Consider the following 26,052-nt stretch of genomic DNA (forward strand, 5'->3'; position numbering starts at 1 on the left):
ATGAGCATGAGTCCTTCAGGCAACAGGCTGATCAATCCCGTCGCTTCGCGGCTGGGATATCGGCTGCGGCGTTCCTCCTCCGCGATGATGGCGACGCTGGGCGCGGGGTTGGAATTGGTCGGGTTGCGGCCGGTGGAAGCGACGATCCTCCTGACGATCGGCGCCAATCCGGGCTGCATCCAAAGCGACATCGGCCGCATGCTGGGGATCAAGCGTGCCAATATGGTGCCGCTGATCACTGGCCTCATCCAGAAGGACCTGGTGCAGAAGTCGCCGGTCGATGGACGTTCCTTCGCCCTGAGCCTGACCGCCGAGGGAGAGGATGTGCGCAGCGAGGCGGACGCGATCATGACCGCGCATGAACGTCGCTACACACGCTTGCTGACGCCCGAATATCAGGATGCGCTGCGCATCGTGCTGGACGTCCTGGAGCAGGAAGAAAATGCCACGCATGAGGAGGGGGAAGCGGCAGTCATCTAGGCCGCGCCATCTCCGCAGTGCGCACGTCATTTGGGAGCCTAACGCCGCAGCAAAAATAATGCGCGGCAAGCAGGGAGGGATGCAATGGAGGCTAATCTCAGCGCGCAGATACTGCCCGCCCTTTACGGATGCTGCGACCGTCCAGAAAACTGGCGGCCGCTGTTGGACCAGATTTGTGCTGGCCTTGGCGTTCGCAGTGCGGCGGTGCAGATTTACCGGCAGGAGGGCGGCCATCTGATACAGCGGTGGCAGGAGCGGGATAGCTATTCCCACGCGAACGCCGCCCTGCATGACCGGTGGATCAACAATCCAGACAATCCCCGGCTCGCCATCGTCCCGCGCGATCGCCTGGAAGCACAGCTCTCCGTCCGCACCGACGCGCAGCGTTTCGATTCCACATCGCCGCAATTGCAGGAGACGCGGCATCGCCTGGCACAGATTGGCCTCAGGGGCGGGTCGGGCCTGCTGTTCAATTTCGAACCCTCGCGCTGGTTCAGCCTGATCCTGCACCGGCAGATTGGCGACACGGTGGAACGGGACGGCAAGGATGCGGCTTTCCTGTCGGATATCGCGCCGCATCTTCTGACCCTGTCGCGCGTCTCGGCCACCGTGCGGGCGGCGCGTGCCGCGCAAGCCACATTAGCCTCGATCATGGATCGTCTGCGCCCCGGTGTCATTCTCTGCACCGCCAGCGGCGAGGTCCGCTGGCACAATCGCGCGGCGGCCACGATGCTGGTGAACGGGGCGCCGCTGATGCTGGACCATGGCCAACTGCGCGGGGTGTCGGCCGAAAGCCGTCAGAGGCTGGCGCGGCTCCTGTCGCCTGCCCGTGAGGACGAGATGGTCACGGCGGCGTTCGGCGAACTGGACGACAGCATGGTGCAGGTCATTGCACTGCCCAACGGTGCGTTCAAGGCGACGGTGGCGCAGGGATGGGATGATGACCGGGACGGCGTGGCGCTGATCCTGATCGATCCGTCACAGGCGCCGATGTTGTCGGCCGGGCACGTCACCTCGCTATTTGGCCTGACGCCTGCGGAGGCGCGATTGGCCGTCGCCTTGTCACAGGGTACATCGATCAACGCCTATGCTGATCGCCGTGGCGTGTCGGTCGGCACGGTGCGCATTCAGATGAAGCGCATCCTGGAAAAGACCGACAGTCGCCGTCAGGCGGACCTTGTCGCCAAGCTGTACGGTTCCGTCATCGCTCAGGTGCATGGCAATTTGCACTGAGCGGCGGTTGCGCGGCGTATCCCATTTGGGAGCCGCGATCTTCAAATCATCGGTCCAGAAAAAGCACGAAGCGACCGACAATCATCATTCGTCCAAAACAGAGGATGTGCGTGTGCACAAAGCATCAGGGTATCTTGTGAGTTTCGTTGCTGGCGCCATATGCGCGGCGGCTCAGCCTGTGTCGGCGCAGCAGACGTTGCCGCCCGTGCTGGCCGACGGACAACCATCCACGGTGCCGGTTGCCGTCCAGATCGCCCGCTGGCACATGCTGGATGGCGACATCAATTCCTTGACCTTCCGCAGCATGGACCGGCTGTTCACCACGCGCACCGTCGCCCATGCGGGAACGCCCTGGCGGCTGCCGCGCGCCGACGCGCCGCTGGATGTCAGCTACACTTTCGAGGGTAAGCGCTACACGGCGCAGGATTTCCTCGAGCGCACCTACACCAACGCGCTGCTGGTGATGAAGGACGGCAAGATCGTCAGCGAAATCTACCGCAACAACAGCGACGAAAACAGCCGCTTCATCGGCTGGTCCATGACCAAGTCGGTCACGTCGCTGCTGGTTGGCTGTGCGCTGGCGGAAGGGCGGATCAAGTCGCTGGATGATGACATCACCGCTTACCTGCCCGAATTGAAGGGCGGCGGATATGACGGCGTGACCATTCGGCAGATCCTGCAGATGCGGTCTGGCGTTGATTATGAGGAACGCTACGACTTCGCCAATCCCGGCATCGCTGCGCGCAATCATGTCGACGCGCTGGTCAAGAATGTCGCGCGCTTTGCCGATGCCGCGCGGACGGTGAAGCGGCTGCATGCACCGGGCAGCGTGTTCCAGTACAAGACGCTCGACACCGCTGTGCTTGGCTGGTTGATCGAACGGGTCAGCGGCACGACCGTCGCAGGCTATACCGCGCAGAAATTGTGGGAACCGCTGGGCGCGGAGCAGGACGGCTTCTACATCATGGATGGGCAGCCGGGCACCGGCCGCGAATTCAGCGGCGCTGGCTTCAACGCCACGCTGCGCGACTATGGGCGGATCGGCCAGATGATGCTGGACGGCGGCCGCGCCAACGGGCGGCAGGTGGTGCCCGCCGACTGGGTCCGCACATCGACGGCGCCGTCCGCGCCAGCCGATGACAAGATGCCAGGCATTCCGACCGGCTATGCGATGCAATGGTGGCTGCTGGACAATAGTGGCGCTTACAGCGCGGTGGGATTGCAAGGCCAATATATCTACGTCGATCCGCGATCCCGCACCGTCGTCGTCAAGATCAGCTATTTTCCGCCCGGCGATGAAAAGCCGACGGCGGAAACCGGCGCTTTCCTGAAGGCCGTGTCGGCCTGGTCTCCGAAATGACCGGAAGAACATCCAAAAAATAGGGAGGGAAGAATGAAACGCATATTGCTGACGGGCTCCACCGCCATCATGTCCTTGTGGACGTCATCCGCCTGGGCGCAGGAAGCGGCCCCGCAGGCGGGATCGTCCAACACGCTGGGCGAGATCGTCGTGACGGCCCAGCGCCGGACGGAAAATCTGCAGAAGGTGCCGGTTGCCGCCAGTGCGCTGGACGCCAACGACCTGAAGGCGAACGCCGTCGTGCGCCTCAACGACCTTCAAAATGCAACGCCTGCGCTGTCGATTTCCGACGCGGGTATCACGTCGGCGGTCAACATTCGCGGCATCGGCCTTGCCAGCAACTCGCCCAATGTGACCGCAGGTGTCGCCACCTATATCGACGGGCTGTTCCAGCCGCCGATCGTCCAGGCGAACAGCTTCTATGATCTGGCGAGCGTTGAAGTGTTGCGCGGTCCGCAGGGAACTTTGGTCGGCAGCAACTCGACCGGTGGCGCGATCTTCATCAATTCGCGCAATCCTGATCTGAATGGCATCAATGGCTATGCGGAAGGCAGCGCTGGCAACCGGGGGAATTTCGGGCTGGAAGGCGCGGTCAACGTGCCGCTATCCTCCACGCTGGCTGTGCGCGGCGCTGGATTCTACCGGGGCCATGATAGCTATTTCAAGGATGTCGGCCCCTTCAACAACAAGGCGGGCAAGCTCGACGAAAAGGGCGGACGGTTGGGCGTGCTGTGGCAGCCGGGCGATTTCCGCGCGCTGCTCAAGGTCCAGTATAACGACCGCGACATTGGCGGCTATGCCTATCGCCCGATTGAGGGCACGGAATTTGGTTCCTACCGGACCGGCGACATTTACACGCTGAACTACGACACACCGGTGGCGATCCGTGAAAAGGCCTTTATCTCCAGCCTGGAACTGCGGCAGGAATTCGCCAGCGGCATCGTGCTGCGGTCGATCAGCGGTTATCAGAGCAAGAAGATCGAAGGTGTCAACGATGTCGATGCCTCGCCTGCTCCTAACGGCATCGCCCAGGATTATTATGCTCGCGAACGGCAATATAGTCAGGAAATCAACCTGATCTCTCCCACCGGCGAAACGCTGGAATGGATATTGGGCGGCTATTTCCAACGGAACGAAATCAAGGTGCGTATCCGCGAAACGACCTTTGGCTTTCCGACCGACATCGACCCGGACAACAAGCGCACGACGACCGGCATCTTCGCGCAGGGCAGCTATCGCGTGACGCCCGATGTCCAGCTGCAGCTGGGCGCGCGCTATTCGCACTATAAGGCAAGCGGCGTGGGCGATGTGCGCATTGGCGCTGGCATCCCCGGCTTCCCGCCCGGCGGTTTGCCGGTGGCGAGCCTTGCGGGATCGCATAAGGATGGTCGCGTGACGGGTAAGGCGGCGATCAACTGGACGGTCAATGACGACCATCTGCTCTACGCCTTCGTCGCTCGCGGCTATAAGCCCGGCGGCTTCAACGCGGTGGATTCCGAGTTCCGGCCGGAAATGGTGTGGAACTATGAAATTGGCTGGAAGGCGAGCCTGTTCGACAAGCATGTCCGCACGCAGATTTCGGCTTTCTACAATGACTATTCCGATTTCCAGTTCGAAGTGATCGAACCGACGACCGGCTTCAACGGCGTCCAGAATATCTCGCAAGGCAAGATTAAGGGCATTGAAGCCCAGTTGCAGAGCAAGTTCGGCGGCTTCAGTCTCGACGCCAATGTCGCTTATGTCCATTCGAAGCTGGCCGGGCTGACCTTCATCAATATCCGCGCCCTTCCGCCCGGGAGCTTGGGTCCGCAATGCCCGCCGGGTGTCGGCTCGGCGCCTCCGGCTTGCTACAACTATACTCCCGACATCGTCACCACCGATGGCGGCCCCAACCTCTATTCGCCCAAATGGACCTATGGCGGCACGGCGGCCTATGAATTCCGGCTGGGAGACGAGGTGACTTTGACCCCGCGCGTCAGCTATTCCTATGTCGGCCCGCGCTTCACCAATCTCGCTTATTCACCGGTGACCGACCGGATCAAAGGCTATGGCCTGCTGTCCGGCCTTGTTACCCTGCGCACGGGCCAGTTCCATATCGAGGCCTATGGCACCAACCTGACCGGCAAGCGCTATGTCAGCGGCCAGTTCGGCCTCAATGAATTTTACGGCGCGCCGCGCGAATATGGCATTCGCGCAGGCTTCACCTTCTGAAGTTGAGGGAAACCCGCCGCCATCGGGTGGCGGGTTTCAGGATTGGTGCTTTGGAGCTTGTTCGATCCGGCCAGATCGAACAAGCTCCACTTACCCCGGCAGCATCGCTGCGAGCAAATCCTAGAGCATGATCCGATCAGACTCGATCGGATCATGCTCTATTTGTCTTTTGTTTCTGCATTTTCCGAGCCAGCAGATGATGCCATCTGCTTCGAAAATGCTCTAGTCGAGAAATCGTGCCTTGGTCAGGCACTCCTCCCATTCCGCGAGAGGATCGGAGTCAGCGACGATGCCGGACCCGAGGTCGATCGTCAGCCGCCGTTCTGCCGGTGAGACGGTCAGGGTACGGATCGCGACGTTGAAACGCGCGTCACCGTCCGGGCTAAAATGGCCGATTGATCCTGTGTAGATGCCGCGCGGTCTGTCTTCCAGCTGTGCAATCACTTGCGCGGCACGGATCTTGGGCGCTCCAGTGATTGAGCCGCAAGGGAACAGGGCGGCGAGGATGTCGAAAGCGTCCACATCCTCGCGGCGACGCGCCGTCACGGCAGAGACCATCTGGTGGACCGTCGGATAGGTTTCGACCGAGAAAAGCTGCGGCACCTTCACCGATCCAGGCTCCGCCACCCGCGACAGATCATTGCGCATCAGGTCGACGATCATCAGATTTTCGGCGCGCTGTTTGGGATCAGCGGCGAGCGACTGCGCGGCAGCGGCGTCCGCTCCGGGATCGGCATGTCGCTCCGCCGTACCCTTCATCGGACGACAGGCGATGTCGCGCCCAGTCACCGTGAAGAACAACTCCGGCGAGAAGGAGAAGATGAGGTCTGCGCCAGTGGATATGATCGCGCCATAAGGAGCACGCTGGCGCTGCCGCAGCCGGGTGTAGAGCGCCAGCGGATCACCGTCGAAGTCCATCCCGGCGCGGAAAGTGAGGTTGGCCTGATACAGATCGCCTGCACGAATGAGTTCGAGCAGGTCTGCGATCCGCCCCATATGCTGCTCTTTCGTGCTGGAGGGCGTCAGTGGCCCCATGCGGAACGTCGCATCGGTGGGGAGCAGGTTTGCGAACATTTGTGACGGAAGCACCAATGGGGTCCCGAATATCCCGAACCAGAGGACCGGCCCGCAGGAGGGGGTAACCGGCATGGCGGGATCGAAGGCGGCAGCGGCATCATAGCTGACAAACCCGGCGGCGTGTGCGCCTTGTCTCGTAGCTGCGCGCACCGCTTCCAGTGCAGGTGCGACTTCCGAGAGCGTCGCAGCCTCGATCACTTGCATCGGATGGGTGAAGAGCGTGACGTCGCCGTTGGGCGAGGATGCGTCGTCTAAAAGCACATAGGGTTGATCGAAGGCCGACAGGAAACCCAAGGCCTTCACACCACATTCTGGTCGGGCCGATTGCGGCGGCACAGTAAGAAGATGGTTCATTGCACGCTCCACCTCGCACGCGCCGAGAAATCTTCGGCCTCCGAACGAGCTCTAGGTCTGCTGTGGCCCCACATCGCGCCGTGGCGATCATTCGAACTGATCCGCAGATATTCATTTTTTCTAAGTCTTGGTCTGAAGATATATTCCACGGGAGGGAATGAAACGGAGATAAAATAAGATTTATCAGTCTCTTGATGATGATTATGACCCCATCACCTGCAACGAGCCGGATGAAGGTCAATAGGATGACGACCGCCACTATTTCCTTTTCATAATTTATGTGAAACTGTTCCAGTCAGGAGAGCGGTGGATGATCGAGCAATTCTCGACGCAGGACGTCGCCAGGCGTGATCGCTTGGCTTACTGGAACAGGATCGCCTCTGGCCGGTCCGCCGGGCTGATGATCGACAGTTCCAATCGCGAATTTCTAGGTCAGCTTGGCTGTTGGACGCTGGGCGACCTCACCATTTTCAAGGCGCGGGCGGAATCGTCGGTCGTGTCGCGCAGCGCCCGCCACCACGGCGAAGAGCGGCTGCTGGTGCACCTCCAGACCCTTGGCCTCAGTGAGCAGCGCCAATCCGGCCGCGAATGCGTACTGCGGCCCGGCGACCTTTCCATCTGCACCACCGCAGCGCCGATGCGGATCGAGGTTGCATCCCATGAAATGATGGTGGTCGATGTCGCCCGCCATGAACTGGAACAGCGGGTGCCGCAGCTGGACCTCCATATCGGCAGTCCGACGCCCGGCAATTCGCCGACCGTCCACAGTTTTCACCAACTCGCTCTTGCCCTGTGGCGAGAGGCGGAGAGCCGCGCCGCGCCGCCTGATCCAAGTTGGGCCGAGGGCGCCGAAACGCTGATGCTGGACCTGCTGGGCCTTGCCTTGCGCAGCGCTGTGCGCGGCGGCCCCAATGTCGATGGCCGGGGACTGGCGCGGGTCAAGGCGATCGTGGAGGCACGGCTGGGCGATCCGAACCTGGACACGGAATCCATCGCGCGCGAAGTCGGCATATCGCCGCGAACGATCCAGACCTGGTTCGCGGCCGAAAGCACGACGCTACGCGCGTATATATTGGATAGGCGGCTGGAAAGGGCGCTGGAAATGCTCGCGACCGACCGAGCGGCGAACATCACCGCGATCGCCCTCGAACTCGGCTTCAACGACCCTGCTTATTTCGCGCGCTGCTTCCGCAAGCGGCACGGCTATTCACCTCGCGAAGGGCGCCAGATCGCGCGCGCCTGACCAGCGGTAATTTCCAAAGATCGTCCATCGGCCGCTCCGATCGCAGGAGCGCGCCTACCATCAGCATGCAGGAGTGACGCAGATGACCAACGGATTGCTTGCCGGGAAAACGGGCTTTGTCACTGGCGCTGCCAGCGGCATTGGGCGCGGCATCGCCAAGGTGCTGGCGGCGGAAGGAGCCAACGTCGTGTTGAGTGACCTTGCCTCCTCAGCCGAGGAAGGCGCGCAAGCGGTCGCGGAGATCGAAGCGGCGGGCGGCGTCGCATGCTTCATGGCGGCCGATGTTACCAGCGCGGCCGATATCGACGCGCTGATTGCGCAGACGCGCGCGATCGACGGGCGTATCGACTTCGCCGTCAACAATGCGGGCATCGGCCTTAAATCCATGCTGGCGGACAGCAGCGATGATCTGTGGGACAAGGTGAACGATGTGAACCTCAAAAGCTGCTTCCGCATCATGCGGGGCGCTCTGACCGTTATGCGGGAGCAGGGTGGCGGCAGCATCGTCAACGTCTCATCCATCGCGGGAGCGGTGGGCCTCCGCGAAGCAGGCGTCTATGCGGCGACTAAGCATGCGATCCTTGGTCTGACGCGAACGGCGGCGGGGGAGAATGGCGACGTCAATGTGCGCGTTAATGCCATCCTGCCCAACGCGATCCGCTCCAAGCTGCTCGACGGCACTTCGCCCGAATTCCTGGACTCGCTGCTCGCGCCCCAGGCGATCAAGCGGCTGGGCGAGCCGGAGGAGTGCGGGCACCTTACGGCCTTCCTGCTGTCGGATAGGGCGGCCTTCATAACCGGCGCGTCCATCCCTATCGATGGCGGCTATCTGGCAAACTGACCAAGGCGATAATTCGCATTCGTGAAAAATTCGTGGAAATGAATCAAATTGCGCTGGAGTCCTGATCGGCAGCGCTCCAGTGCAAGCGGGAGGGGCGGGTTTCTGTCATTTCGATGATGAGCGCGAAAAGCGTCCATTGCCGAGGGGAGGAACCATGATCAAGATGATAGCCGCATTGCCCGTTGCGTCGGTGCTGGCCATAGCGGCCGGGACTTTGACACCGGGGTATGCCCAGGAAGCGACGCCCGCACCCGCTGGCACCACCGCCACGCCCGATCCAGTGCCTGCCGCTGAGGAAGTGCCCCAGACCGGTGGCGTCCAGGACATCGTCGTCACGGCCCAGCGTCGTTCGGAAAATGTGCAGAAGGTGCCGATCGCGATTACCGCCTTCACCAACGATGCATTGCAGGAGCGCGCGGTGCAGAGCGTCGCGTCGCTTTCGGGCCTAGCCCCCAATGTGACATTCGATGCGGGTACGCCCTTTTCCGGGTCGTCATCGGTGCTGGCAGCCTATGTCCGCGGCATCGGATCGAACGACTTCGCGTTCAACATCGATCCGGGCGTCGGCGTCTATCTGGACGGCGTCTATTTGGCACGTTCGGTCGGCGCGAACCAGGAACTGGGCGACGTCGAGCGGATCGAAGTGCTTAAAGGTCCGCAGGGCACGCTGTTCGGCCGCAACACCATCGGCGGCGCGATTTCCATTGTCACCCATGATCCCGGCGACAAGTTCCGCTTCATCGGCGATGCGACGGTGGGCAGCTACAGGCTGTTCCAGGCGCGCGGCACGGCGGACATTCCGATCAGCGACACGCTGGCGAGCTCGGTGTCCTTTTCCGTCAAGACGCGCAACGGCTATTTTAAGCGCAAGCCTTTCCCGGGCGCGCAGCCGGGCACCTATCAGGTCGAACCGGCGACCGCCTATTCCGCGTCCGGTTATGAAAATGCCGGGATCGGCCGTGAAGGCGGCGAGGACGCCTGGAGCCTGCGCACCAAGCTACGCTGGGAACCGAGCGATGCCGTGCGCGTGTCGTTGACCGGGGACTATAGCAACAGCAAGCAGGAACAGCTTCCCAACACGCTGCTGGCGACCACGCCCAATGTCGCGGGCGGCGCGTTCGATGTGTTCGCGGGCAGCTATAACTGCGCCATTGCGGGCCAATCGACCGGGTGCGGCAACGGCCCGCCGTCTTTCGTCTATGCCTTTCGGCGTGCCGGGCGCACCGGCTTGTTTGACCTGCCCGCGATCTTCGGCGTCAACGCCGACGCGAATCCCGACAACAACCGCCTACCTTACGACAATCGCTTTGTGACGGGGGACAAGGACAGCAGCTACGCAACGGGATCCAACTTCTCGCGCATGCAATCCTACGGCGCCGCAGGAACGATCGAATATGATCTGTCCGATAGCCTGACTTTGAAATCCATTACCGCTTATCGCGAACTGCACTGGAAGGCGGGGCTGGATAATGACGGGTCGCCGCTCAACATGCTTCAGATCAGTTTCGAGATGAACCAGAAGCAGTTCAGCCAGGAGTTCCAGATGCTAGGCAACGCGCTGGACGAACGGCTGAAGTATGTTCTTGGCGCTTATTATTTCGAAGAGTCGGGTAACCTTCATGAATATGTGACCTTCGCCGAAGGGTTGCTGTCTATCGACGGCAACAACCTTCTGAGCACCAAGAATGGCGCTGTGTTCGGGCAGTTGGACTTTAAGCCGATCGACCTGATCGGCATCACGGTCGGCGCGCGCTATACCAAGGAAAAGAAGTCGTTCGAAGGGTTTCAGACCGATCTCAACGGCCTGACCTACAAGATCCTGAACGGCTTTGGCGTCCCGCCCTGCGCATCGCTGACCCCGATCAGCGACGATTGCCGGATCGCGGCAGGCTTCCCCAACGCCAACGCCCCGCTGCAGCTTTATCCCGGTGGCGTGAACCGCAAGACCTTCGACAATTTCTCGCCCAAGATCGGCGTCCAGCTTTATCCCAGCGACGACCTTATGGCCTATGCTTCCTGGTCGAAAGGGTACAAGACCGGCGGTTGGACGACGCGCCTATCGAACCCGCTGCCCGATGCTCCGAACTTTGACGAGGAAAAGGCGACGACTTGGGAAATCGGGCTCAAGTCGAAGCTGTTCGACCGGCGTCTGCAGCTAAACTTCGCGGCCTTCACCACCAACTATAAAGGCATCCAGCTGAACTTCCAGCAGGGCGTGTCCCCCACCATCCAGAACGCCGGTGACGCCCGCATCAAGGGCTTCGAGGCCGAAGCGGTCTTGGCGCCCATCCGCGCCTTCGCCCTGACGACATCGCTCGGCTATATCGACGCCAAATATACCTCGGTACTGCCGGGCGCGGTTGTCGCGCCCAGCGTGATCCAGGGCGGTGTGTTCGTGGGTGCCGAACTGCCCAAGACGCCGCATTGGAAGGTCAATGTCAGCCCGCGCGTCGAGCTGGATGTGGGCAGCAGCGGCGCGAAGCTCATAATGTTGGCCGACTGGACCTACACGTCGCAGATGCGCAACGACACCGAAGGGACCTTCCTGCTCAACCGCAAGGCTTCGAACGTCGTCAATGCCAACGTCACGCTGCGCCTGCCTGACGACCGCTACAGCGTCACGGTGGGCGGCACTAACGTCTTCAACGAACGTTTCCTGACCACGGGTCAGGCGCAGATCGCCGGGGGGCAATTCTACGGCACCTATAATCGTCCGGCCGAATGGTATGCCAGGCTGGGCGTGAAGTTCTGATCAACCCCACATAACGGAAACAGGATCGCATCATCATGTCCACTGTAATGACCGCCCCCCCATCGACCGCCTTCAAGATCGTCGATGTGCCCGAAAACCTGTCTCATGTGATTGAGGCGCATGGCGTCAAGGGCAGCTTCATCGGGCCGTCGGAGGCTGAAAGTCCTTGGGTGCCGTTCGGTCCCAACGCCGCCATTCGTCACCTCGCGTTCGACGTCCGCCAGAACATCTATTGCAATGTGCTCTGGTTGAAAGGACCGGGCGTCGTCGGCACGCACAAGCATCGCGGGCGGCTGGTCATGATGTGCCTGGAAGGCAGCCTGCGCTATCTGGAACATGATTGGGTCGCAGGCCCAGGCGACTTCTTCTTGGAAGTGCCCGGCGAACGGCACACACTGGTCAGCGAGCATCCCCAGGGTGGCAAACTGTGGGGATGGATGCAGGGGCCGATCGAATTCTACGACGAGGATGGCAAGTTCGTGGAGACGGCCGATGTATGGTGGTTCATCAACCATTATGAGAGCTACTGCCGGGAAAACAACTTGCCCATCAACCCGCAACTCTACCTCTGAGCGGGGGCGTCCGCCGGGAGGAGCAGCCCGCCTCCCGGCGGATGGATTGCAAAATGACCAGGAGCAGGCCCCTGCCACGTAACGCCGCAGCGCCGAAGACCTCATGAGCTTCTCAACCCCTGACCAGCGCCGCGCAATCGAGTGGGATTGTACCCGTCTCGTCCACCATTATGCCAATCTCAACGATGCGGCGAAATGGGAAGCCGCAGCGAACTTGTTCACGGATGATGGCCGGTTATCCCGGCCAACCGCGCCCGATCAGCCGATTGTTGGCCGCGAAGCTATATTGGCCGCCTTTCTCGCCCGCCCGCCGCGTACCACCCGCCATGTCTGCGCCAATGTCGTCATCGACGTTCTCAGCACAGATGAGGCCACAGGCGAAAGCGCTATGCTGTTGTTCGTCGGCCCAGGCACGCCGTTGGTGGGATCATTCAAGGACAGGTTCATCCGCACCACTGGAGGATGGCGTTTCCTGGAACGCAGCGGATCGCTCATCTTTTCGGCATGAGGCTATTCCATTTCATTCCTGATGCTAAAGTCGGGCCATGAACGAACAGACGCTATCGCCCACCGTCAAATCCGCCATGCGCACGATCGATATCATCGAATATGTCGTGTCGTGCCGCCGCCCGCTGGTGGCGCAGGAGATCGCGCAGGCTCTGTCGATCCCTGTCAGCAGCCTGTCCTACCTGCTCGCGACGCTGACGGAGCGCGGCTATCTGCAACGCGAAGGTCGCCGCTACAGCGCCGGGCCGGGGTTGGCCCGGTTACAGGGGCCGACGCCTGCCTTCTCTCTCGCCGAACGGGCCGCGCCGCTGGTGCGGTCGCTCCGCGTCCAGCTGAACGAGACCAGCTCCTTCTTCGTGCGCAAGGGGTGGGAGATGGAAGCGCTGATCACCGAAACCAGCGACCATGCGCTGCGCTATGCCGTGCAGACCGGCCGTCGCACGCCGCTCCACTGTTTTTCGGCGGGCAAGGCCTTGCTTGCGGCGATGCCGGACGAAGAATTCGAACGCTATCTGGAGGAAAGCCGTCGCGAGGCGCTGACTCCCACGACGATCACGGATGCGGATGCCCTGCGGCAGGAGATCAGGCTGGTGCAGCAGACGGGCGTGGCGCGCACACGGGAAGAAAGCACGCCCGGCATTTACGGCTTGGCCTATGTGGCGCGCGCGGATGGGGAAGTGGCCGGGGCGTTCAGCGTCGCCGTGCCGGTAGTGCGGTTCGATGAGGAACTCGACCGGCGCGTGGTGTCCGCGCTGACACGGACGGCGGCCTTGTTCGATATTGCCTGAAGTATGCTGCTGATCCCGGCGCCGTTCGCGCTCAGGGCAAACGGGTGAAGGATATACGCCGTGCTCCTGCGAAGGCAGGAGCCCAGGTCCAAGCGCCGAATTAGACTCTTGCCTTTGCAGGAGCACAGCAGCACCGCCCCCACAAAATCCGGCGGGGTGCCGGGAGAAAAACACCCCGCCGGTTGGATGATCAGGCGGTCTTGCGGGTCCGCCATCCATCCGCATAGCTGTCACGCGCGACTTCGGAATAGGGCGCGGGGCTGACAGTGGCGTGGATTTCGACCTGGATATGCGGCTCGACGGTCGGCTTGCTGGTGCCGCCATCGGGTTCGCCCCACAGCAGCGTCACCTTCGTGCCGGGCTCGGCATATTCGGCGTCCAACATCGCCAGCGTCAGCATGCGGCCTTCATTGGCGCTGTAGCCGACCCAGGTGGACAGGCCGACCTGCTTGCCATCGACCAGCACCGAGTCATAGGGGTGCATCGAATAGACCGCCGAGGGGAATTCGAAATATTTCGCGCGGTCGCCCTTCTGGAAAGCGGAGCTGATGACGCGGGCGACGTCTTGGCTGTCGAGCGCCAGCGTCACCTTCTTGCGATGCGGTCCGGCCGCGATCTTCTCCAGCGCTTCGCGGCCGATAAAATCATGATCGAACTTCACGAACAGACCATAACCGAGATCCCAGGGGGTCAGATAATAGCCATCGATGCTGTCGGGGACATAGCTGCCGCCGATCGACGCCTTGGCTTCGTAGGAGTTGGCGGTCAGCCATTCGCGATAGGGCTTGAGCGCTTCGCCGCTGTAGACGGCAGGCAGCGGGGAGGGGATCCAGCCCGATTCCAGCGTGTTGGACGAATAGGTCCGGCCACCGACCAGCGTCAGGCCGAAGGGTTCGCCCGCCTTGATCAGCGCCTGGCGCACGGTTTCGCGCTCGGCCCAGGGACCGAACAGCTCATAACCCGGCTGGCCCGCCATGCCGTGGCGGAGCGCGCGCACCTTGCAACCGGCGATGTCGAGCGTGGTCATGTGGAAGAATTTGAGGTCGGGCGGGGTCTGGCCCATTGCCGCCTCAAGCGTCTGCATCGCGTTCGGCCCTTGCAGCTGATAGCGGTAGGACTTGCGGTTTTCCGGGTCGGGACGGACAGCGGTGCGCTCGTCGCGTTCGACGGTTACGTTCCACTTGCCGGTCTGGGCGTGATATTCCACCCACTCGATGGCGGGGGCGCGGCCGACCAGGTTGAAGCGGTTTTCCTCAAGATAGAAGAGGATCACGTCGCCGATGACATAGCCGTCGGGCGTGACCGGCACCCACTGTTTGGCGCGATCGGGAATAAAGCCCTTGAAGCTGTTGATGCCGAGATGGTTCAACATCGCGAACGCGTCCGGTCCGCTGACTTCCAGATCGACCATGTGATAGGACTGGTTGAACAGCACGGCCTTCTGCGCCCATGCGGTCTGTTCGTTGCGCCAGTTGGAATATTCCGCAGGAACGCCCGGATAGGCGTTGGGGCCGGTCTGCTGGTTGCGCAGGAAGTGAACGAGGTCACCCTTGCCTTCGACCAGATTTTGCAGGCTTTCAGTCATTCATCGTCTCCCATCATGGTATTGGAGCCGACGGGCATGTCCAGCCAGCCGGCTATGGCTTCGTTAAGGGCATCAGGCGCCTCGGCGGGCAGCATGTGGCCCGCCTCGGCGATGATCTTGAGGTGCGCACCGGGGATGCGCGCAGCTATGGCGCGGTGCTGTTCGGGCGGGCTCCATTCATCAGCGTCGCCCACCGCGACCAGCGTCGGACAGGCGATGTTGGGCAGCAGCGATTCGACCTCCGGGCGGCCGAGAAGGGCGGTGATCTGCGCCGCATAGGTTTCGATCCCCGCCTGCGTCGCCATCAAGTGCAGCGGCGCGATCAACTCTTGATCGGCGCGGCGGGCGGGCGCGACCATGGGGGGAAGCCAGCGGTCCACCAGTGCGGCCATGCCCTCCGCCCGACCAAGCGCCAGCAGGGTGTGGCGCTTCTCTGCCTCTCCTTCACGGACGGTGTGCGTGCCAGTGCTGACCAGCGCCAGCCTTTCCACGCGCTCAGGTGCAAGCCGCACGACCTCCAGCGCGACCCGCGCGCCCATGGAATGGCCGAGCAGCGCCATCTGCTCGGGGCCAGAGGCGATCACGCGCCGGGCCATTTCCACGATGCTGTCGCACGCACCGAAGCCATCGATTGCGAAGGCGTCTGGGAAACGCTTCAGCTGCGCGCCAAACATGCGGGAATCGCAGAGAAGGCCGGGCAGAAGGACAAGATTTGTGGTGGAAGCGGACACGATGAAATCGCCTTAATTCGTATTCGTGAAATTTCCTATATACGAATTAAAGGAAAGGCGCTAGATAAGAAATGGCAAAAAGATCGAGTGGCCGACGCTGCTCGGCAAAGCCCAAACACTTCAGGAGAGCGGTCATGGCGGGCGCGGCGACGATCCACCCGAACTGGGAACAGCATATCCCCAAGCGGATCACGGATGGCTATTCGATCGAGATGACGGCCAAGGATTGCGACGCCCTGCGTTCCGCCGCGTCGATGCTGGCGCCGGAAACGCCGATCGCCATAACTTTCCTGCCGGGCGAGACGATCGATGCGCGGATCGACGCGGCGAAGCTGGTCCGTGACCTTGGCTTTGAACCCATGTCGCATCTGTCGGCGCGGCGGATCGGGTCCTTTGAGGAGCTGGAACAGACGGTGCGCCGGTCGGCCGAGGAAGCAGGCGTGCGCCGCATGTTCCTGGTGGCGGGCGATCCTCCCGTTCCTGCGGGGCCGTTCGAGGATGCGCTTTCGTTGCTTCGCACCGGCCTGTTCGAAACGCATGGCGTGAAGGCGATCGGTATTGCGGGGCATCCGGAAGGACATCCGGTGATGGACGAAGAGGCCCGGTGGAGCGCGCTTCTGGCGAAGTGCGCGGAGGTGTCGGATCGCGGCATGGCCCCGCTGATCGTCACCCAGTTCGGGTTCGATGCGGCGCCGGTGCTCGACTGGCTGATCGAACTGCGGCGGCGGGGTATCGATGCCCCGGTGCGGATCGGCGTGCCGGGACCGGCGGGGATCAAGACGCTGCTGCGCTTTGCTGCCCATTGCGGGGTCGGCGCGTCTGCGTCGGCGCTAACCAAATACGGAATTTCCTTGTCGCGCCTGCTGGGCGCTGCTGGGCCAGATCGACTGGTGGGCGACATCGCCGCTGGCCTGCATTCCGGCCATGGGCCGGTGCGGCTGCACTTCTATCCGTTCGGCGGCCTGGCGCGGACGGCGGAGTGGATTGGGCAACACCGGTCGAACCAGAATTAACGCACATCATCCATAGGGGGAACGATTGACCCAGACCTGCATCCTGACCTTGTCCTGCGCCGACCGGCCGGGCCTGGTCGCCACCGTCGCCGCCTTCCTCGCCTCGCATGGTGGGAATATCCTTGAGGCGCAGCAGTTCGACGATCGTGAAAGTGGCCTGTTCTTCATGCGGGTGGTGGTCGAACTGACCGCGCCGTGGAACGACATCGATAAGCTGAGCGCTGCCTTTCGACCGGTGGCCGACGATCATGGCATGGAATGGAGCCTGCGCGATGCGGCGGAGCGGCGGAGGGTGCTCCTGCTGGTGTCGAAGTTCGACCATTGCCTGGGTGACCTGCTTTATCGCCACCGCATCGGCGAATTGCCGATGGATGTGGTCGGCATTGTGTCCAACCATCCGATGGCGGCGCTGAACACCACGATGATCGGCGACATTCCTTATCACTACCTGCCCGTCACCAAAGACACGAAGGCGCAGCAGGAAGCGCAGATCAAGGCGGTGGTGGAGGAAACCGGCGCGGAACTGATCGTGCTGGCCCGCTACATGCAGATATTGTCGGACGATCTGGCCGCTTATCTGTCTGGTCGCTGCATCAACATCCATCACAGCTTCCTGCCCGGCTTCAAGGGCGCCAAACCTTATCACCAGGCCCATGCACGCGGCGTCAAGATGATCGGCGCAACCGCACATTATGTCACCGCCGACCTCGATGAAGGGCCGATCATCCATCAGGATGTCGAGCGGATCAGCCATGCCGACAGCCCCGACGACCTCGTTCGCAAGGGCCGCGACATCGAACGGCGCGTGCTGGCGACGGCGGTTGAATATCATCTGGAAGACAGGGTTCTGGTCAATGACAGCCGCACAGTCGTTTTCCGCAACTGATCCGCGCGTGGCCCTGACCATCGACGGCAAGGCGCTCGCCCGCACGATCGGCGCGGAGACGGCGCGCCAGGCGGTGGAACTGCGCGCGCGCACCGGCGTGCTGCCGACGCTCGCCGTCGTGCTGGTGGGTGAGGACCCGGCAAGCCAGGTCTATGTCCGCCGCAAGGTCAAGGAGACGAACGCGGCGGGCATGCGGTCGATCGAGCATCGGCTGGACGCTTCCATCGCGCAAGCCGAGTTGCTGTCGCTGATCGCGTCGCTTAATGCCGACCCGGGCGTTCATGGCATATTGGTGCAGTTGCCTCTCCCCCGGCAGATCGACGCGACGCGGGTGCTGGACGCGATCGATCCAGCCAAGGACGTGGATGGGTTTCACCCCGTCAACGTCGGGCGGCTGTCGACCGGGATTGGTGGGCTGGTGCCGTGCACGCCGCTCGGCTGCATGCGCCTGCTCGACACGGTGGTGGATGACTATCGCGGCCTCAACGCCGTAGTCATCGGCAAGTCGAACATCGTCGGCAAGCCTGTCGCCATGCTGCTGCTGGAACGCGAATGCACGGTGACCGTCACGCATATCGCAACCAAGGGCCTGGCCGACATCGTGCGCACCGCCGATATCGTCGTTGCCGCCGCCGGCAGTCCGCGCCTCGTGCGAGGAGATTGGGTGAAGCCTGGCGCGATCGTGATCGATGTCGGCATCACCCGCGTGATGGACGAGGATGGGAAGGAAAAGCTGGTGGGCGATTGTGCCTTTGACGAACTCGGCCATGCTGGAGCGGTGACGCCAGTGCCGGGCGGGGTGGGGCCCATGACCATCGCCTGCCTGCTTGCCAATACGGTGCAGGCGGCGAAGCGGGCGGCGGCTCTTGGCTGAGTCCTGCTCCACCACGCGGGTCGCCGTGCGCGAACTGCCGCTGATGGCGGACATTGGCATCAACCCCGACGAGATTGGCACGTTCCAGCCGCTGGTGGTCAGCATCACGCTGTTGGTCGATCCTGTGACCAAGGACATGCTGGGCGCGACGATCGACTATCGCCGCGTCCATGAACTGGCGCGGATGCTGGCGGAAAAGCGCATCGGGCTGATCGAGACATTCGGCGCGGAACTGGCGCGATCCTGCCTCGCCTTCGACCATGTGCGGCAGGCCGAGGTGGTGATCGACAAGCCCCGCGCGCTGCCTTCGGGGATGGCGTCGGTCACGATATCGATGTCGAAGTGAGGCGCTGATAGGCATGAGACGATCATGCCTTGAAACAGCTCATATTCTCCCCGTTCGGGCTGAGCTTGTCGAAGCCCCTTTCTTGTTCTTAAGGGCAGGAAAGCCCAAAACCATCCCTTCGAGACATCCCTTTGCATGAGGTAGGGAGCGAAAAGGTAGCCAAGCTTCGATCCTCTCACCCACCACCAGGCGCATTGTGGCCGCCAGCGGGCACCGGGCCGCCGCTGGGGGCATGGGCATGATCGGGGCTGCTGTCCCAGTCGATATGATAAAGGTCGAACCGGCGATCGCGGAGGTTGCGCACCGTGCCTTCCGCTCGCGCCCAGCTGAGGTCGGCTAGGTTGACGTCGGCCATGGTCAGCGTTTCGACATTCTCGGTGGACTCCGCCGCTATGCCATCCCGGGCGAAGGGTAGGTCGCAGGGTGTCAGGATGGCGCTTTGCGCATATTGGATGTCCATGTTGTCGACGTTGGGCAGATTGCCGACATTGCCGGACATGACGACATAGCATTGGTTTTCGATCGCCCGCGCCTGCGCGCAGTAGCGCACCCGCATATAGCCGAGGCGCGAGTCGGTGCAGAAGGGAACGAAGATGATGCGCGCGCCCTGATCCACGAGGCGGCGGGCGAGTTCGGGAAATTCGCTGTCATAGCAGATGAGGACGCCGATCGGGCCGCAGTCGGTCTGGATCACGTCGAGCGAATCGCCGCCCTTGATGTTCCACCAGAAAGCTTCGTTGGGGGTCGGGTGGATCTTTTCCTGCGTGTGGACCGATCCGTCGCGCAGGGCGACATAGGCGATGTTCTGGATGTCGCCATCGTCGGCGCGCGTCGGGTGGGAGCCGCCTATGATGTTGATATTATATTCCAGCGCCATGCGCGTCAGTTCTTTCGTCAGACGCGGTGTGTAGCCGGTGAGTTTGTCGATCGCTTCCAGCGGAGACAGTTTCTTGGTTTCGAAGGAGAGCAGGGGGAGGGTGAACAGTTCCGGAAAGACGATGAAGTCGGAACGATAATCTGCTGCAACATCAACGAAATATTCGATGTTGCGAATAAATTCATCGAAGTCGGCAACGGCGCGGGCCTGAAGCTGGCAGGTGGCTAGGCGAACGCTCTCAACGCCGCGCGGCACCCGCATTTCGGGCGCTTCGTCGGGATCGACATACGGGTTGCGCCACACCAGATGCGCGGCGTGGCCATCGGATTGCTTGTCTTCCGGGAGATAGTTTTCGAGAACGCCGAGCGGTTCGAACTGGTTCTTGAGCTGGAAGCTGATGACCTGATCACGCAGCCTGCCCTGGACCACCTTGTCGAGGTAATCGGCGGGGCCATCGACCCGGCGTTTCGCTCGGGCGTAGCCGGGCATGCGCCCCGCGATGACGATGCCGTGCAGGTCCAGCTCTTCGGCCAGTTCCTTGCGTTCGTCATAGAGCCGCTGGCCGATGCGAAGCCCGCGCAGCTTGGGATCGACCGCCATTTCATAGCCGTAGAGCCATTCACCAGCCGCGCTGTGCCGGGTGCCAAAGCCATTGGCGGTGATTTCTTCCCAATCATGGAAGGAAAAGGCCATCGACCGGCTGACGCGCATGGTCGCGCAATAGCCGACGATTTTGTTGTCGTAGAGGGCGACGAAGCAGCCGTTCGGGAAATTGTTGATCTGGCCGCGCAGGGTTGCGAGCGAATAGTTGGCCATGCCGGGATAGACGCGCGCGATCAGCCTTTGGATGCCGCGAACATCGGCGGGGACCGCGGTCCGGACCTCCAGCCGTTTGCGTGTTGCTGTCGTCATCGCCGATCTCCCGCCATGGAAAAGGCGGCGCCGTTGGACGGCACCGCCTTATTCCGTTTCCGTACTGAATGCCTAAAAGGCTGGATCAGTTCCAATTGCCCATGGCGGTTTCGAGGTTCGCGCGGATCGCCTCGAAGAACTGCTCGGTGGTCATCCATGCCTGATCCGGACCGATCAGCAAGGCAAGATCCTTGGTCATCGCGCCGCTTTCCACGGTTTCGATGCAGACCCGTTCCAGCGTTTCGGCGAACTTCGTGACTTCCGGAGTGTCGTCGAACTTGCCGCGATAGGCCAGACCCTGCGTCCAGGCGAAGATCGACGCGATCGGGTTGGTCGACGTCTGCTTGCCCTGCTGGTGCTGGCGATAGTGGCGGGTGACGGTGCCGTGCGCGGCTTCCGCTTCGACGGTCTTGCCATCGGGCGAGAGGAGGACGGAGGTCATGAGGCCCAGCGAACCGAAGCCCTGCGCGACGGTGTCGGACTGCACGTCGCCGTCATAATTCTTGCACGCCCACACGAACTTGCCGCTCCACTTCAGGGCGGAGGCGACCATGTCGTCGATCAGGCGGTGTTCGTAGACGATGCCCTGCGCCTTGAACTGATCGGCAAATTCCTTGTCGAACACTTCCTGGAACAGATCCTTGAAGCGGCCGTCATAAGCCTTGAGGATGGTGTTCTTGGTCGACAGGTACAGCGGCCATCCGCGATCGAGCGCATAGTTCATGCTGGCGCGAGCGAAGTCGCGGATCGAATCGTCCAGATTGTACATGCCCATGGCGACGCCCGGGCTGGGGAAGTTGAAGACGTCCTTCTCGATCTTCTCGCCATTCGCGCCGTCCCAGATCATGCGCAGCTTGCCGGGGCCGGGAACCAGGAAGTCGGTGGCGCGATACTGGTCGCCGAACGCGTGACGGCCGATGACGATCGGGTCGGTCCAGCCGGGAACCAGGCGGGGCACGTTCTTGATGACGATCGGTTCGCGGAACACGACGCCGCCCAGGATGTTGCGGATCGTGCCATTGGGCGACTTCCACATTTCCTTGAGGCCGAATTCCTCGACGCGCGCTTCGTCCGGGGTGATGGTGGCGCACTTCACGCCGACGCCATATTGCTTGACGGCATTGGCGCAATCGACGGTGATCTGGTCGTTGGTTTCGTCGCGCTTTTCGACGCTCAGGTCATAATATTTGAGGTCGATGTCGAGATAGGGGAGAATGAGGCGCTCACGAATCCACTGCCAGATGATCCGCGTCATTTCGTCGCCGTCGATCTCCACGACAGGGTTTTTGACCTTGATCTTCGCCATGCGCCTCTTCGCCTTCTTTGTTTGGATGCAATTGCGACACGCCCTAGGGAAAGCGGCGGCAATGTTCAACTGCGCATTGGCGGTCGCAGGACGTCAGGCTTGCCGTGCGTTCAGTGCAGGATCGGCCGTTGTCACTGCAAGTGACTGTCCCTAAAGACAGGTGCCATGGAAAATGACGAAATCTCCGTCGCCTTGGGCGGCAATGTGAAGTGGCGCTTCCCTTCGGTGCATCCGGAGGGGATGAAATTCGGCCTGATTGCTGCGGCGATTACGATAGTGCTGTTCCTTGTGGGCTGGACGATACCCGGCTGGCTGATGGTGATGGTGACGATCTGGGTGTTCGCTTTCTTCCGCGATCCGGTGCGCGCCGTGCCGCAGGATGAGCGGGCGATCGTTGCGCCCGCCGACGGCCTGGTGACTCTCATCCAGCGCGTGCCGCCGCCGCGTGAGATGGCTGGGGCGGATGGTCTTGGCGATCAGCCGATGATCCGCGTGTCGATCTTCATGAGTGTCTTCGACGTTCACATTAACCGCACGCCGATCGGCGGGACGGTGAAGTCGGTAGTCTATATTTCGGGCAAGTTCCTGAATGCCGACCTCGACAAGGCGAGCGAGGATAATGAGCGGCAGCACATATTGGTGGAGCGCCATGACGGCGTGCGCGTCGGCTTCACCCAGATTGCGGGGCTGGTGGCGCGGCGGATCGTGCCGTTCGTGAAACCGGGCGACATGATCGCGGCGGGGCAGCGGATCGGGCTTATCCGCTTTGGCAGCCGCGTGGACGTATACCTTCCCGCTGGAACGGCGCCGCGTGTGGTGCTGGGTCAAAGGACCGTTGCAGGCGAGACCATCCTAGGCCAGATTGGCGACATGCGGGTCATTTCGGGTATCCAGCAATGAGGCAGCGGCGCGCTATCCCGCGTGGGCTTCGCCGGGGCATCACGCTGCGGATGGTCGCGCCCAATGCCGTCACTGCAATGGCGCTATGCTTCGGCCTTACGGGCGTGCGCTATGGCATTTCCGGAGAGTGGGAGAGGGCAGTCCTGTCCATCCTGATCGCGGGCGTGCTGGACGGACTCGACGGTCGCATCGCTCGGCTGCTGCGTGGGGAAAGCCGATTCGGCGCGGAGTTGGATTCGCTTTCCGACTCCATCGCCTTTGGTGTTGCGCCAGCACTGATCCTGTACCTCTGGTCACTGCACGCCATGCCGAAGTTCGGCTGGATATTCGCGCTGGCGCATGCGCTGTCGTGCGCGCTGCGGCTTGCGCGTTTCAACGCCAATATCGACGCCGACATACAGCCGCATAAATCGGCTGGCTTTTTGACCGGGGTGCCGGCGCCTGCGGGAGCGGGTTTGGCGTTCGTGCCACTTTATCTGTGGCTGGTCACAGGGCAGGAAATTTTTCGGGCCTGGTATGTGGTTGCGCCTTGGACGGCCTTCATTGCCTTCCTGATGATCTCCAGCATTGCGACATATACCTGGTCGGCGCTGCGGCTCCGCAAGAGGATCAGATTGGAGGCGATCGCTGTCGCTGGCTTGCTCGCCGCGTTGCTGATCACCGATCCCTGGCTGACGCTGCTATTCCTGTGCGCCATATATCTCATAACGATCCCGTTCGGGATGATGTCCTACGCTAAAGTCCGACGGCAACAAGTGACCGCCACCGGGACGTGACGAACCGGATCAGGCGGCGAAAGCGTGCGGCCGTGTTGCAGTGGGAGCGACCGGGTGGCTTGGCGCGGCACGGCGGCGGCTGATCCGCAGGCGATACACTGGCGGCTCTTGAGGGATGGGCTCAAACAGCAGGGCGGCCACCATCTTTTCATGATAGAGCGCGAACATCCCGATTATCACGCTGGCGGCGAGCAGAAAGGCCGCGAAGAAAACCGTAGCTGCAACAATGGTGAACATAAGACCGCTCACTCTTCCTGTGCTGAGAACCGTAGGTCCTGATTGAAGTCCAAACCGGCCGAAAGTCCGATTTGTTCCCATGTTCTCTATATGTTCCACTTTGCAGGCGTCGTCAAGCCCTTGCATCGCGCGTGGCGCCGCGCTAAGGGCCGCGCCATTCCACATGGGAATCGCACATATCCGGTGCTGACGGCGTGACGCCCCAGTTCCTGATTCCCAGAGGTTAAACCGGAAGGAGAAATATTATGGCGGCTCCTGTCGTCACCATGCACCAATTGATCGAGGCTGGCGCCCACTTCGGCCACCAGACCCACCGCTGGAACCCGCGCATGAAGCCGTACATCTTCGGCGAGCGCAACGGCATCCACATCCTTGACCTGTCGCAGACCGTGCCGCTCTTCGGCCGCGCGCTGGACTTCGTGTCGGCGACCGTCGCCGCCGGTGGCAAGGTTCTGTTCGTCGGCACCAAGCGCCAGGCGCAGGATCCGATCGCTGAAGCCGCCCGCAAGTCGGGTCAGCACTTCGTCAACCACCGCTGGCTGGGCGGCATGCTCACCAATTGGAAGACCATCTCGGGCTCGATCAAGCGTCTGAAGACCCTTGAGGAAAAGCTGTCGGGCGATACCCACGGCTTCACCAAGAAGGAAGTCCTTCAGATGACCCGCGAGCGCGAGAAGCTCGAACTGTCGCTGGGCGGCATCCGCGACATGAACGGCATCCCCGATGTCATGTTCGTGATCGACGCCAACAAGGAAGAGCTGGCGATCAAGGAAGCCAACACGCTGGGTATCCCGGTCGTCGCGATCCTCGATTCGAACGTCTCGCCCGACGGCATCGCTTTCCCGGTTCCGGCGAATGATGACGCCAGCCGTGCGATCCGCCTCTATTGCGACGCCATCGCCGCCGCTGCCACCAAGGGCAACCGTGGTGCGCAGCAGGCTTCGGGCGTTGACCTCGGTGCTCTGGACGAGCCCGAAGTTGAAGAGGTCGCCGCTCAGGCCTGATCCCGCGGTCTTCGAACTGCAAGATTAAGAGGCTAGGGCGCGCTCCACCGGAACGCGCCCTAGTGCTTATTCGAACCCCGTTTATTTGAACCCCATCGAAATTTAGGAGCCGAAACATGGCCGAGATTACCGCTGCTGCCGTCAAGGAACTGCGCGACCGTTCGGGCGCGGGCATGATGGACTGCAAAAAGGCGCTCGCTGAAGCCAATGGCGACATGGAAGCCGCCGTCGATTGGCTGCGCGCCAAGGGCCTCGCCGCCGCTCAGAAGAAGTCGAGCCGCACCGCTGCCGAAGGCCTGGTCGGCGTTGCCGTCGCTGGCACCAAGGGCGTTGCCGTCGAAGTGAATAGCGAAACCGACTTCGTAGCGAAGAACGACCAGTTCCAGGACTTCGTCCGCACCGTGGCTCAGGTTGCCCTGAACAGCGGCGCGACCGACGCCGAAGCGCTGTCGTCGCAGGCTCACCCGGCTGGTGGCACGATCTCCGAAAAGCTGGTGTCGAACATCGCCACCATCGGTGAGAACCAGACCCTGCGCCGCATCGGTCAGCTGGAAGTGAGCCAGGGCGTTGTTGTTCCTTACGTTCATAACGCTGCTGCGCCGGGCCTCGGCAAGATCGGTGTGCTGGTCGCGCTGGAGGGTGATGCGCCTGCTGACGTGCTGGAGCCGCTGGGCAAGCAGATCGCGATGCACATTGCTGCCGCTTTCCCGCTGGCGCTGTCGGCTGCTGACATCGATCCGGCTCTGCTGGAGCGTGAACGCGCCATCGCCGCTGAAAAGGCTGCCGAGTCGGGCAAGCCCGCCGAGATCGTCGCGAAGATGGTTGATGGTTCGGTCGCCAAGTACGCCAAGGAAAATGCGCTGCTCAGCCAGCTGTTCGTGATGGACAACAAGACGCCGATCGCTGACGTTGTCGCCAAGGCGGCGAAGGATGCAGGCGCTTCGATCACGCTGAAGAACTATGTCCGTTTCCAGCTCGGCGAAGGCATCGAGAAGGAAACGAGCGACTTCGCTGCTGAAGTCGCCGCGGCTGCGGGCGTTTGATCCTTAGCCTGATCTGATAAGGCGTTCGGTTCGGGCGGCGCTCGGGAGCAACGCTTCTCGACAAGCTGGGCGAAGACGCTAAGGACTTCACAGAATGGCGCGCGCTGCCTAAGGTGCGCGCCATTCCTTTGTCTGCTCCAATTG

General features: G+C 62.0%; 24 protein-coding genes. 18 read left to right on the top strand and 6 right to left on the bottom strand.

Going from position 1 to position 26,052, the window contains the following annotated elements; all coding sequences use genetic code 11:
• The first annotated feature begins 6 nt into the window (after positions 1-6).
• The 4 genes from ACZ5TH_RS02960 to ACZ5TH_RS02975 all read left to right on the top strand — a co-directional run bounded on the left by ACZ5TH_RS02960 (position 7) and on the right by ACZ5TH_RS02975 (position 5,284).
• Entirely contained in the window at positions 7-480 is a 474-nt protein-coding gene (locus ACZ5TH_RS02960) for a MarR family winged helix-turn-helix transcriptional regulator (RefSeq protein WP_464794566.1), read from the top strand.
• A gap of 84 nt (positions 481-564) precedes the next feature.
• Positions 565-1,713, top strand: a complete 1,149-nt coding sequence (locus ACZ5TH_RS02965; protein WP_449471728.1) for a helix-turn-helix transcriptional regulator — start codon at positions 565-567, stop codon at positions 1,711-1,713.
• Positions 1,714-1,849: 136 nt separating this feature from the next.
• Positions 1,850-3,073, top strand: coding sequence for a serine hydrolase domain-containing protein (locus tag ACZ5TH_RS02970; RefSeq protein WP_464794567.1), 1,224 nt, complete (start codon positions 1,850-1,852; stop codon positions 3,071-3,073).
• Between the two features lie 33 nt (positions 3,074-3,106).
• Positions 3,107-5,284 carry a TonB-dependent receptor gene (locus ACZ5TH_RS02975; protein ID WP_464794568.1) on the top strand — a complete coding sequence of 726 codons (2,178 nt, stop codon included), beginning with the start codon at positions 3,107-3,109 and terminating at the stop codon, positions 5,282-5,284.
• A 222-nt stretch (positions 5,285-5,506) separates the two neighbouring features.
• Here the strand turns inward: ACZ5TH_RS02975 and pabB are convergent, their stop codons facing one another.
• Positions 5,507-6,715 carry an aminodeoxychorismate synthase component I gene (gene pabB, locus ACZ5TH_RS02980; protein WP_464794569.1) on the bottom strand — a complete coding sequence of 403 codons (1,209 nt, stop codon included), beginning with the start codon at positions 6,713-6,715 and terminating at the stop codon, positions 5,507-5,509.
• Positions 6,716-7,025: 310 nt separating this feature from the next.
• Here pabB and ACZ5TH_RS02985 point away from each other — a divergent pair, with 310 nt between their 5' ends.
• From ACZ5TH_RS02985 to ACZ5TH_RS03010, 6 genes are all read left to right on the top strand, one after another.
• Complete coding sequence (locus ACZ5TH_RS02985; RefSeq protein WP_464794570.1) at positions 7,026-7,958, top strand: AraC family transcriptional regulator; 933 nt, start codon at positions 7,026-7,028, stop codon at positions 7,956-7,958.
• A gap of 82 nt (positions 7,959-8,040) precedes the next feature.
• Positions 8,041-8,799, top strand: a complete 759-nt coding sequence (locus ACZ5TH_RS02990) for an SDR family NAD(P)-dependent oxidoreductase (RefSeq protein ID WP_464794571.1) — start codon at positions 8,041-8,043, stop codon at positions 8,797-8,799.
• A gap of 154 nt (positions 8,800-8,953) precedes the next feature.
• Positions 8,954-11,551 (top strand): TonB-dependent receptor, encoded by a 2,598-nt coding sequence (locus ACZ5TH_RS02995; RefSeq protein ID WP_464794572.1) that lies wholly within the window; start codon positions 8,954-8,956, stop codon positions 11,549-11,551.
• 35 nt (positions 11,552-11,586) lie between these two features.
• Positions 11,587-12,123 carry a 2,4'-dihydroxyacetophenone dioxygenase family protein gene (locus ACZ5TH_RS03000; protein WP_449471741.1) on the top strand — a complete coding sequence of 179 codons (537 nt, stop codon included), beginning with the start codon at positions 11,587-11,589 and terminating at the stop codon, positions 12,121-12,123.
• A gap of 103 nt (positions 12,124-12,226) precedes the next feature.
• Positions 12,227-12,631, top strand: coding sequence for a nuclear transport factor 2 family protein (locus tag ACZ5TH_RS03005; protein ID WP_464794573.1), 405 nt, complete (start codon positions 12,227-12,229; stop codon positions 12,629-12,631).
• Positions 12,632-12,668: 37 nt separating this feature from the next.
• Positions 12,669-13,418, top strand: a complete 750-nt coding sequence (locus ACZ5TH_RS03010) for an IclR family transcriptional regulator (RefSeq protein ID WP_464772104.1) — start codon at positions 12,669-12,671, stop codon at positions 13,416-13,418.
• Between the two features lie 190 nt (positions 13,419-13,608).
• On the opposite strand, the gene desA is transcribed toward ACZ5TH_RS03010, so the two are convergent.
• Both desA and ACZ5TH_RS03020 read right to left on the bottom strand, forming a co-directional pair.
• Positions 13,609-15,003 carry a syringate O-demethylase gene (gene desA, locus ACZ5TH_RS03015; RefSeq protein ID WP_449471745.1) on the bottom strand — a complete coding sequence of 465 codons (1,395 nt, stop codon included), beginning with the start codon at positions 15,001-15,003 and terminating at the stop codon, positions 13,609-13,611.
• On the bottom strand, positions 15,000-15,734 hold the full coding sequence (locus ACZ5TH_RS03020; RefSeq protein WP_464794574.1) for an alpha/beta fold hydrolase: 735 nt from the start codon (positions 15,732-15,734) through the stop codon (positions 15,000-15,002). Before ACZ5TH_RS03020 ends, desA begins: the two co-directional genes overlap by 4 nt.
• A gap of 134 nt (positions 15,735-15,868) precedes the next feature.
• Here ACZ5TH_RS03020 and ACZ5TH_RS03025 point away from each other — a divergent pair, with 134 nt between their 5' ends.
• Genes ACZ5TH_RS03025 through ACZ5TH_RS03040 form a run of 4 tightly spaced genes read left to right on the top strand, consistent with a single transcriptional unit; the run spans position 15,869 to position 18,853 of the window.
• A complete protein-coding gene (locus ACZ5TH_RS03025; protein WP_464794575.1) occupies positions 15,869-16,747 on the top strand; it encodes a methylenetetrahydrofolate reductase in 879 nt (292 codons plus the stop codon).
• 25 nt (positions 16,748-16,772) lie between these two features.
• Complete coding sequence (purU, locus tag ACZ5TH_RS03030; RefSeq protein ID WP_464794576.1) at positions 16,773-17,633, top strand: formyltetrahydrofolate deformylase; 861 nt, start codon at positions 16,773-16,775, stop codon at positions 17,631-17,633.
• Positions 17,602-18,507: a bifunctional 5,10-methylenetetrahydrofolate dehydrogenase/5,10-methenyltetrahydrofolate cyclohydrolase gene (locus ACZ5TH_RS03035; RefSeq protein ID WP_464794577.1), complete on the top strand. Its 906-nt coding sequence runs from the start codon at positions 17,602-17,604 to the stop codon at positions 18,505-18,507. The genes purU and ACZ5TH_RS03035 overlap by 32 nt, the downstream gene beginning before the upstream one ends.
• Positions 18,500-18,853 (top strand): dihydroneopterin aldolase, encoded by a 354-nt coding sequence (locus tag ACZ5TH_RS03040; protein ID WP_464772109.1) that lies wholly within the window; start codon positions 18,500-18,502, stop codon positions 18,851-18,853. Before ACZ5TH_RS03035 ends, ACZ5TH_RS03040 begins: the two co-directional genes overlap by 8 nt.
• A gap of 175 nt (positions 18,854-19,028) precedes the next feature.
• Here the strand turns inward: ACZ5TH_RS03040 and ACZ5TH_RS03045 are convergent, their stop codons facing one another.
• Positions 19,029-20,642 (bottom strand): GNAT family N-acetyltransferase, encoded by a 1,614-nt coding sequence (locus tag ACZ5TH_RS03045; RefSeq protein ID WP_464789081.1) that lies wholly within the window; start codon positions 20,640-20,642, stop codon positions 19,029-19,031.
• Between the two features lie 85 nt (positions 20,643-20,727).
• On the bottom strand, positions 20,728-21,948 hold the full coding sequence (locus ACZ5TH_RS03050) for an NADP-dependent isocitrate dehydrogenase (protein ID WP_460987773.1): 1,221 nt from the start codon (positions 21,946-21,948) through the stop codon (positions 20,728-20,730).
• A gap of 165 nt (positions 21,949-22,113) precedes the next feature.
• Here ACZ5TH_RS03050 and ACZ5TH_RS03055 point away from each other — a divergent pair, with 165 nt between their 5' ends.
• Complete coding sequence (locus ACZ5TH_RS03055) at positions 22,114-22,848, top strand: phosphatidylserine decarboxylase (RefSeq protein ID WP_449471760.1); 735 nt, start codon at positions 22,114-22,116, stop codon at positions 22,846-22,848.
• The gene (locus ACZ5TH_RS03060) at positions 22,845-23,624 is read left to right on the top strand and encodes a CDP-alcohol phosphatidyltransferase family protein (protein WP_464794578.1); all 780 of its coding nucleotides are present in this window, start codon (positions 22,845-22,847) and stop codon (positions 23,622-23,624) included. Before ACZ5TH_RS03055 ends, ACZ5TH_RS03060 begins: the two co-directional genes overlap by 4 nt.
• A 9-nt stretch (positions 23,625-23,633) precedes the next feature.
• Here the strand turns inward: ACZ5TH_RS03060 and ACZ5TH_RS03065 are convergent, their stop codons facing one another.
• Positions 23,634-23,861 carry a hypothetical protein gene (locus tag ACZ5TH_RS03065; RefSeq protein WP_464795043.1) on the bottom strand — a complete coding sequence of 76 codons (228 nt, stop codon included), beginning with the start codon at positions 23,859-23,861 and terminating at the stop codon, positions 23,634-23,636.
• A 245-nt stretch (positions 23,862-24,106) separates the two neighbouring features.
• On the opposite strand from ACZ5TH_RS03065, the gene rpsB reads away from it, so the two are divergent.
• The gene (gene rpsB, locus ACZ5TH_RS03070) at positions 24,107-24,865 is read left to right on the top strand and encodes a 30S ribosomal protein S2 (RefSeq protein ID WP_196224072.1); all 759 of its coding nucleotides are present in this window, start codon (positions 24,107-24,109) and stop codon (positions 24,863-24,865) included.
• Positions 24,866-24,981: 116 nt separating this feature from the next.
• On the top strand, positions 24,982-25,908 hold the full coding sequence (tsf, locus tag ACZ5TH_RS03075) for a translation elongation factor Ts (RefSeq protein WP_464794579.1): 927 nt from the start codon (positions 24,982-24,984) through the stop codon (positions 25,906-25,908).
• The last annotated feature ends 144 nt before the right edge of the window (positions 25,909-26,052 follow it).

Source organism: Sphingobium sp. TomTYG73, assembly GCF_055394245.1.

Coding starts and splice junctions, on each gene's coding strand:
- ACZ5TH_RS02960 (WP_464794566.1), top strand. CDS start 7: ATGAGTCCTTCAGGCAACAGGCTGATCAATCCCGTCGCTTCGCGGCTG.
- ACZ5TH_RS02965 (WP_449471728.1), top strand. CDS start 565: ATGGAGGCTAATCTCAGCGCGCAGATACTGCCCGCCCTTTACGGATGC.
- ACZ5TH_RS02975 (WP_464794568.1), top strand. CDS start 3,107: ATGAAACGCATATTGCTGACGGGCTCCACCGCCATCATGTCCTTGTGG.
- pabB (WP_464794569.1), bottom strand. CDS start 6,715: ATGAACCATCTTCTTACTGTGCCGCCGCAATCGGCCCGACCAGAATGT.
- ACZ5TH_RS02985 (WP_464794570.1), top strand. CDS start 7,026: ATGATCGAGCAATTCTCGACGCAGGACGTCGCCAGGCGTGATCGCTTG.
- ACZ5TH_RS02990 (WP_464794571.1), top strand. CDS start 8,041: ATGACCAACGGATTGCTTGCCGGGAAAACGGGCTTTGTCACTGGCGCT.
- ACZ5TH_RS02995 (WP_464794572.1), top strand. CDS start 8,954: ATGATCAAGATGATAGCCGCATTGCCCGTTGCGTCGGTGCTGGCCATA.
- ACZ5TH_RS03000 (WP_449471741.1), top strand. CDS start 11,587: ATGTCCACTGTAATGACCGCCCCCCCATCGACCGCCTTCAAGATCGTC.
- ACZ5TH_RS03005 (WP_464794573.1), top strand. CDS start 12,227: ATGAGCTTCTCAACCCCTGACCAGCGCCGCGCAATCGAGTGGGATTGT.
- ACZ5TH_RS03010 (WP_464772104.1), top strand. CDS start 12,669: ATGAACGAACAGACGCTATCGCCCACCGTCAAATCCGCCATGCGCACG.
- desA (WP_449471745.1), bottom strand. CDS start 15,003: ATGACTGAAAGCCTGCAAAATCTGGTCGAAGGCAAGGGTGACCTCGTT.
- ACZ5TH_RS03025 (WP_464794575.1), top strand. CDS start 15,869: ATGGCGGGCGCGGCGACGATCCACCCGAACTGGGAACAGCATATCCCC.
- ACZ5TH_RS03035 (WP_464794577.1), top strand. CDS start 17,602: ATGACAGCCGCACAGTCGTTTTCCGCAACTGATCCGCGCGTGGCCCTG.
- ACZ5TH_RS03045 (WP_464789081.1), bottom strand. CDS start 20,642: ATGACGACAGCAACACGCAAACGGCTGGAGGTCCGGACCGCGGTCCCC.
- ACZ5TH_RS03050 (WP_460987773.1), bottom strand. CDS start 21,948: ATGGCGAAGATCAAGGTCAAAAACCCTGTCGTGGAGATCGACGGCGAC.
- ACZ5TH_RS03055 (WP_449471760.1), top strand. CDS start 22,114: ATGGAAAATGACGAAATCTCCGTCGCCTTGGGCGGCAATGTGAAGTGG.
- ACZ5TH_RS03060 (WP_464794578.1), top strand. CDS start 22,845: ATGAGGCAGCGGCGCGCTATCCCGCGTGGGCTTCGCCGGGGCATCACG.
- ACZ5TH_RS03065 (WP_464795043.1), bottom strand. CDS start 23,861: ATGTTCACCATTGTTGCAGCTACGGTTTTCTTCGCGGCCTTTCTGCTC.
- rpsB (WP_196224072.1), top strand. CDS start 24,107: ATGGCGGCTCCTGTCGTCACCATGCACCAATTGATCGAGGCTGGCGCC.
- tsf (WP_464794579.1), top strand. CDS start 24,982: ATGGCCGAGATTACCGCTGCTGCCGTCAAGGAACTGCGCGACCGTTCG.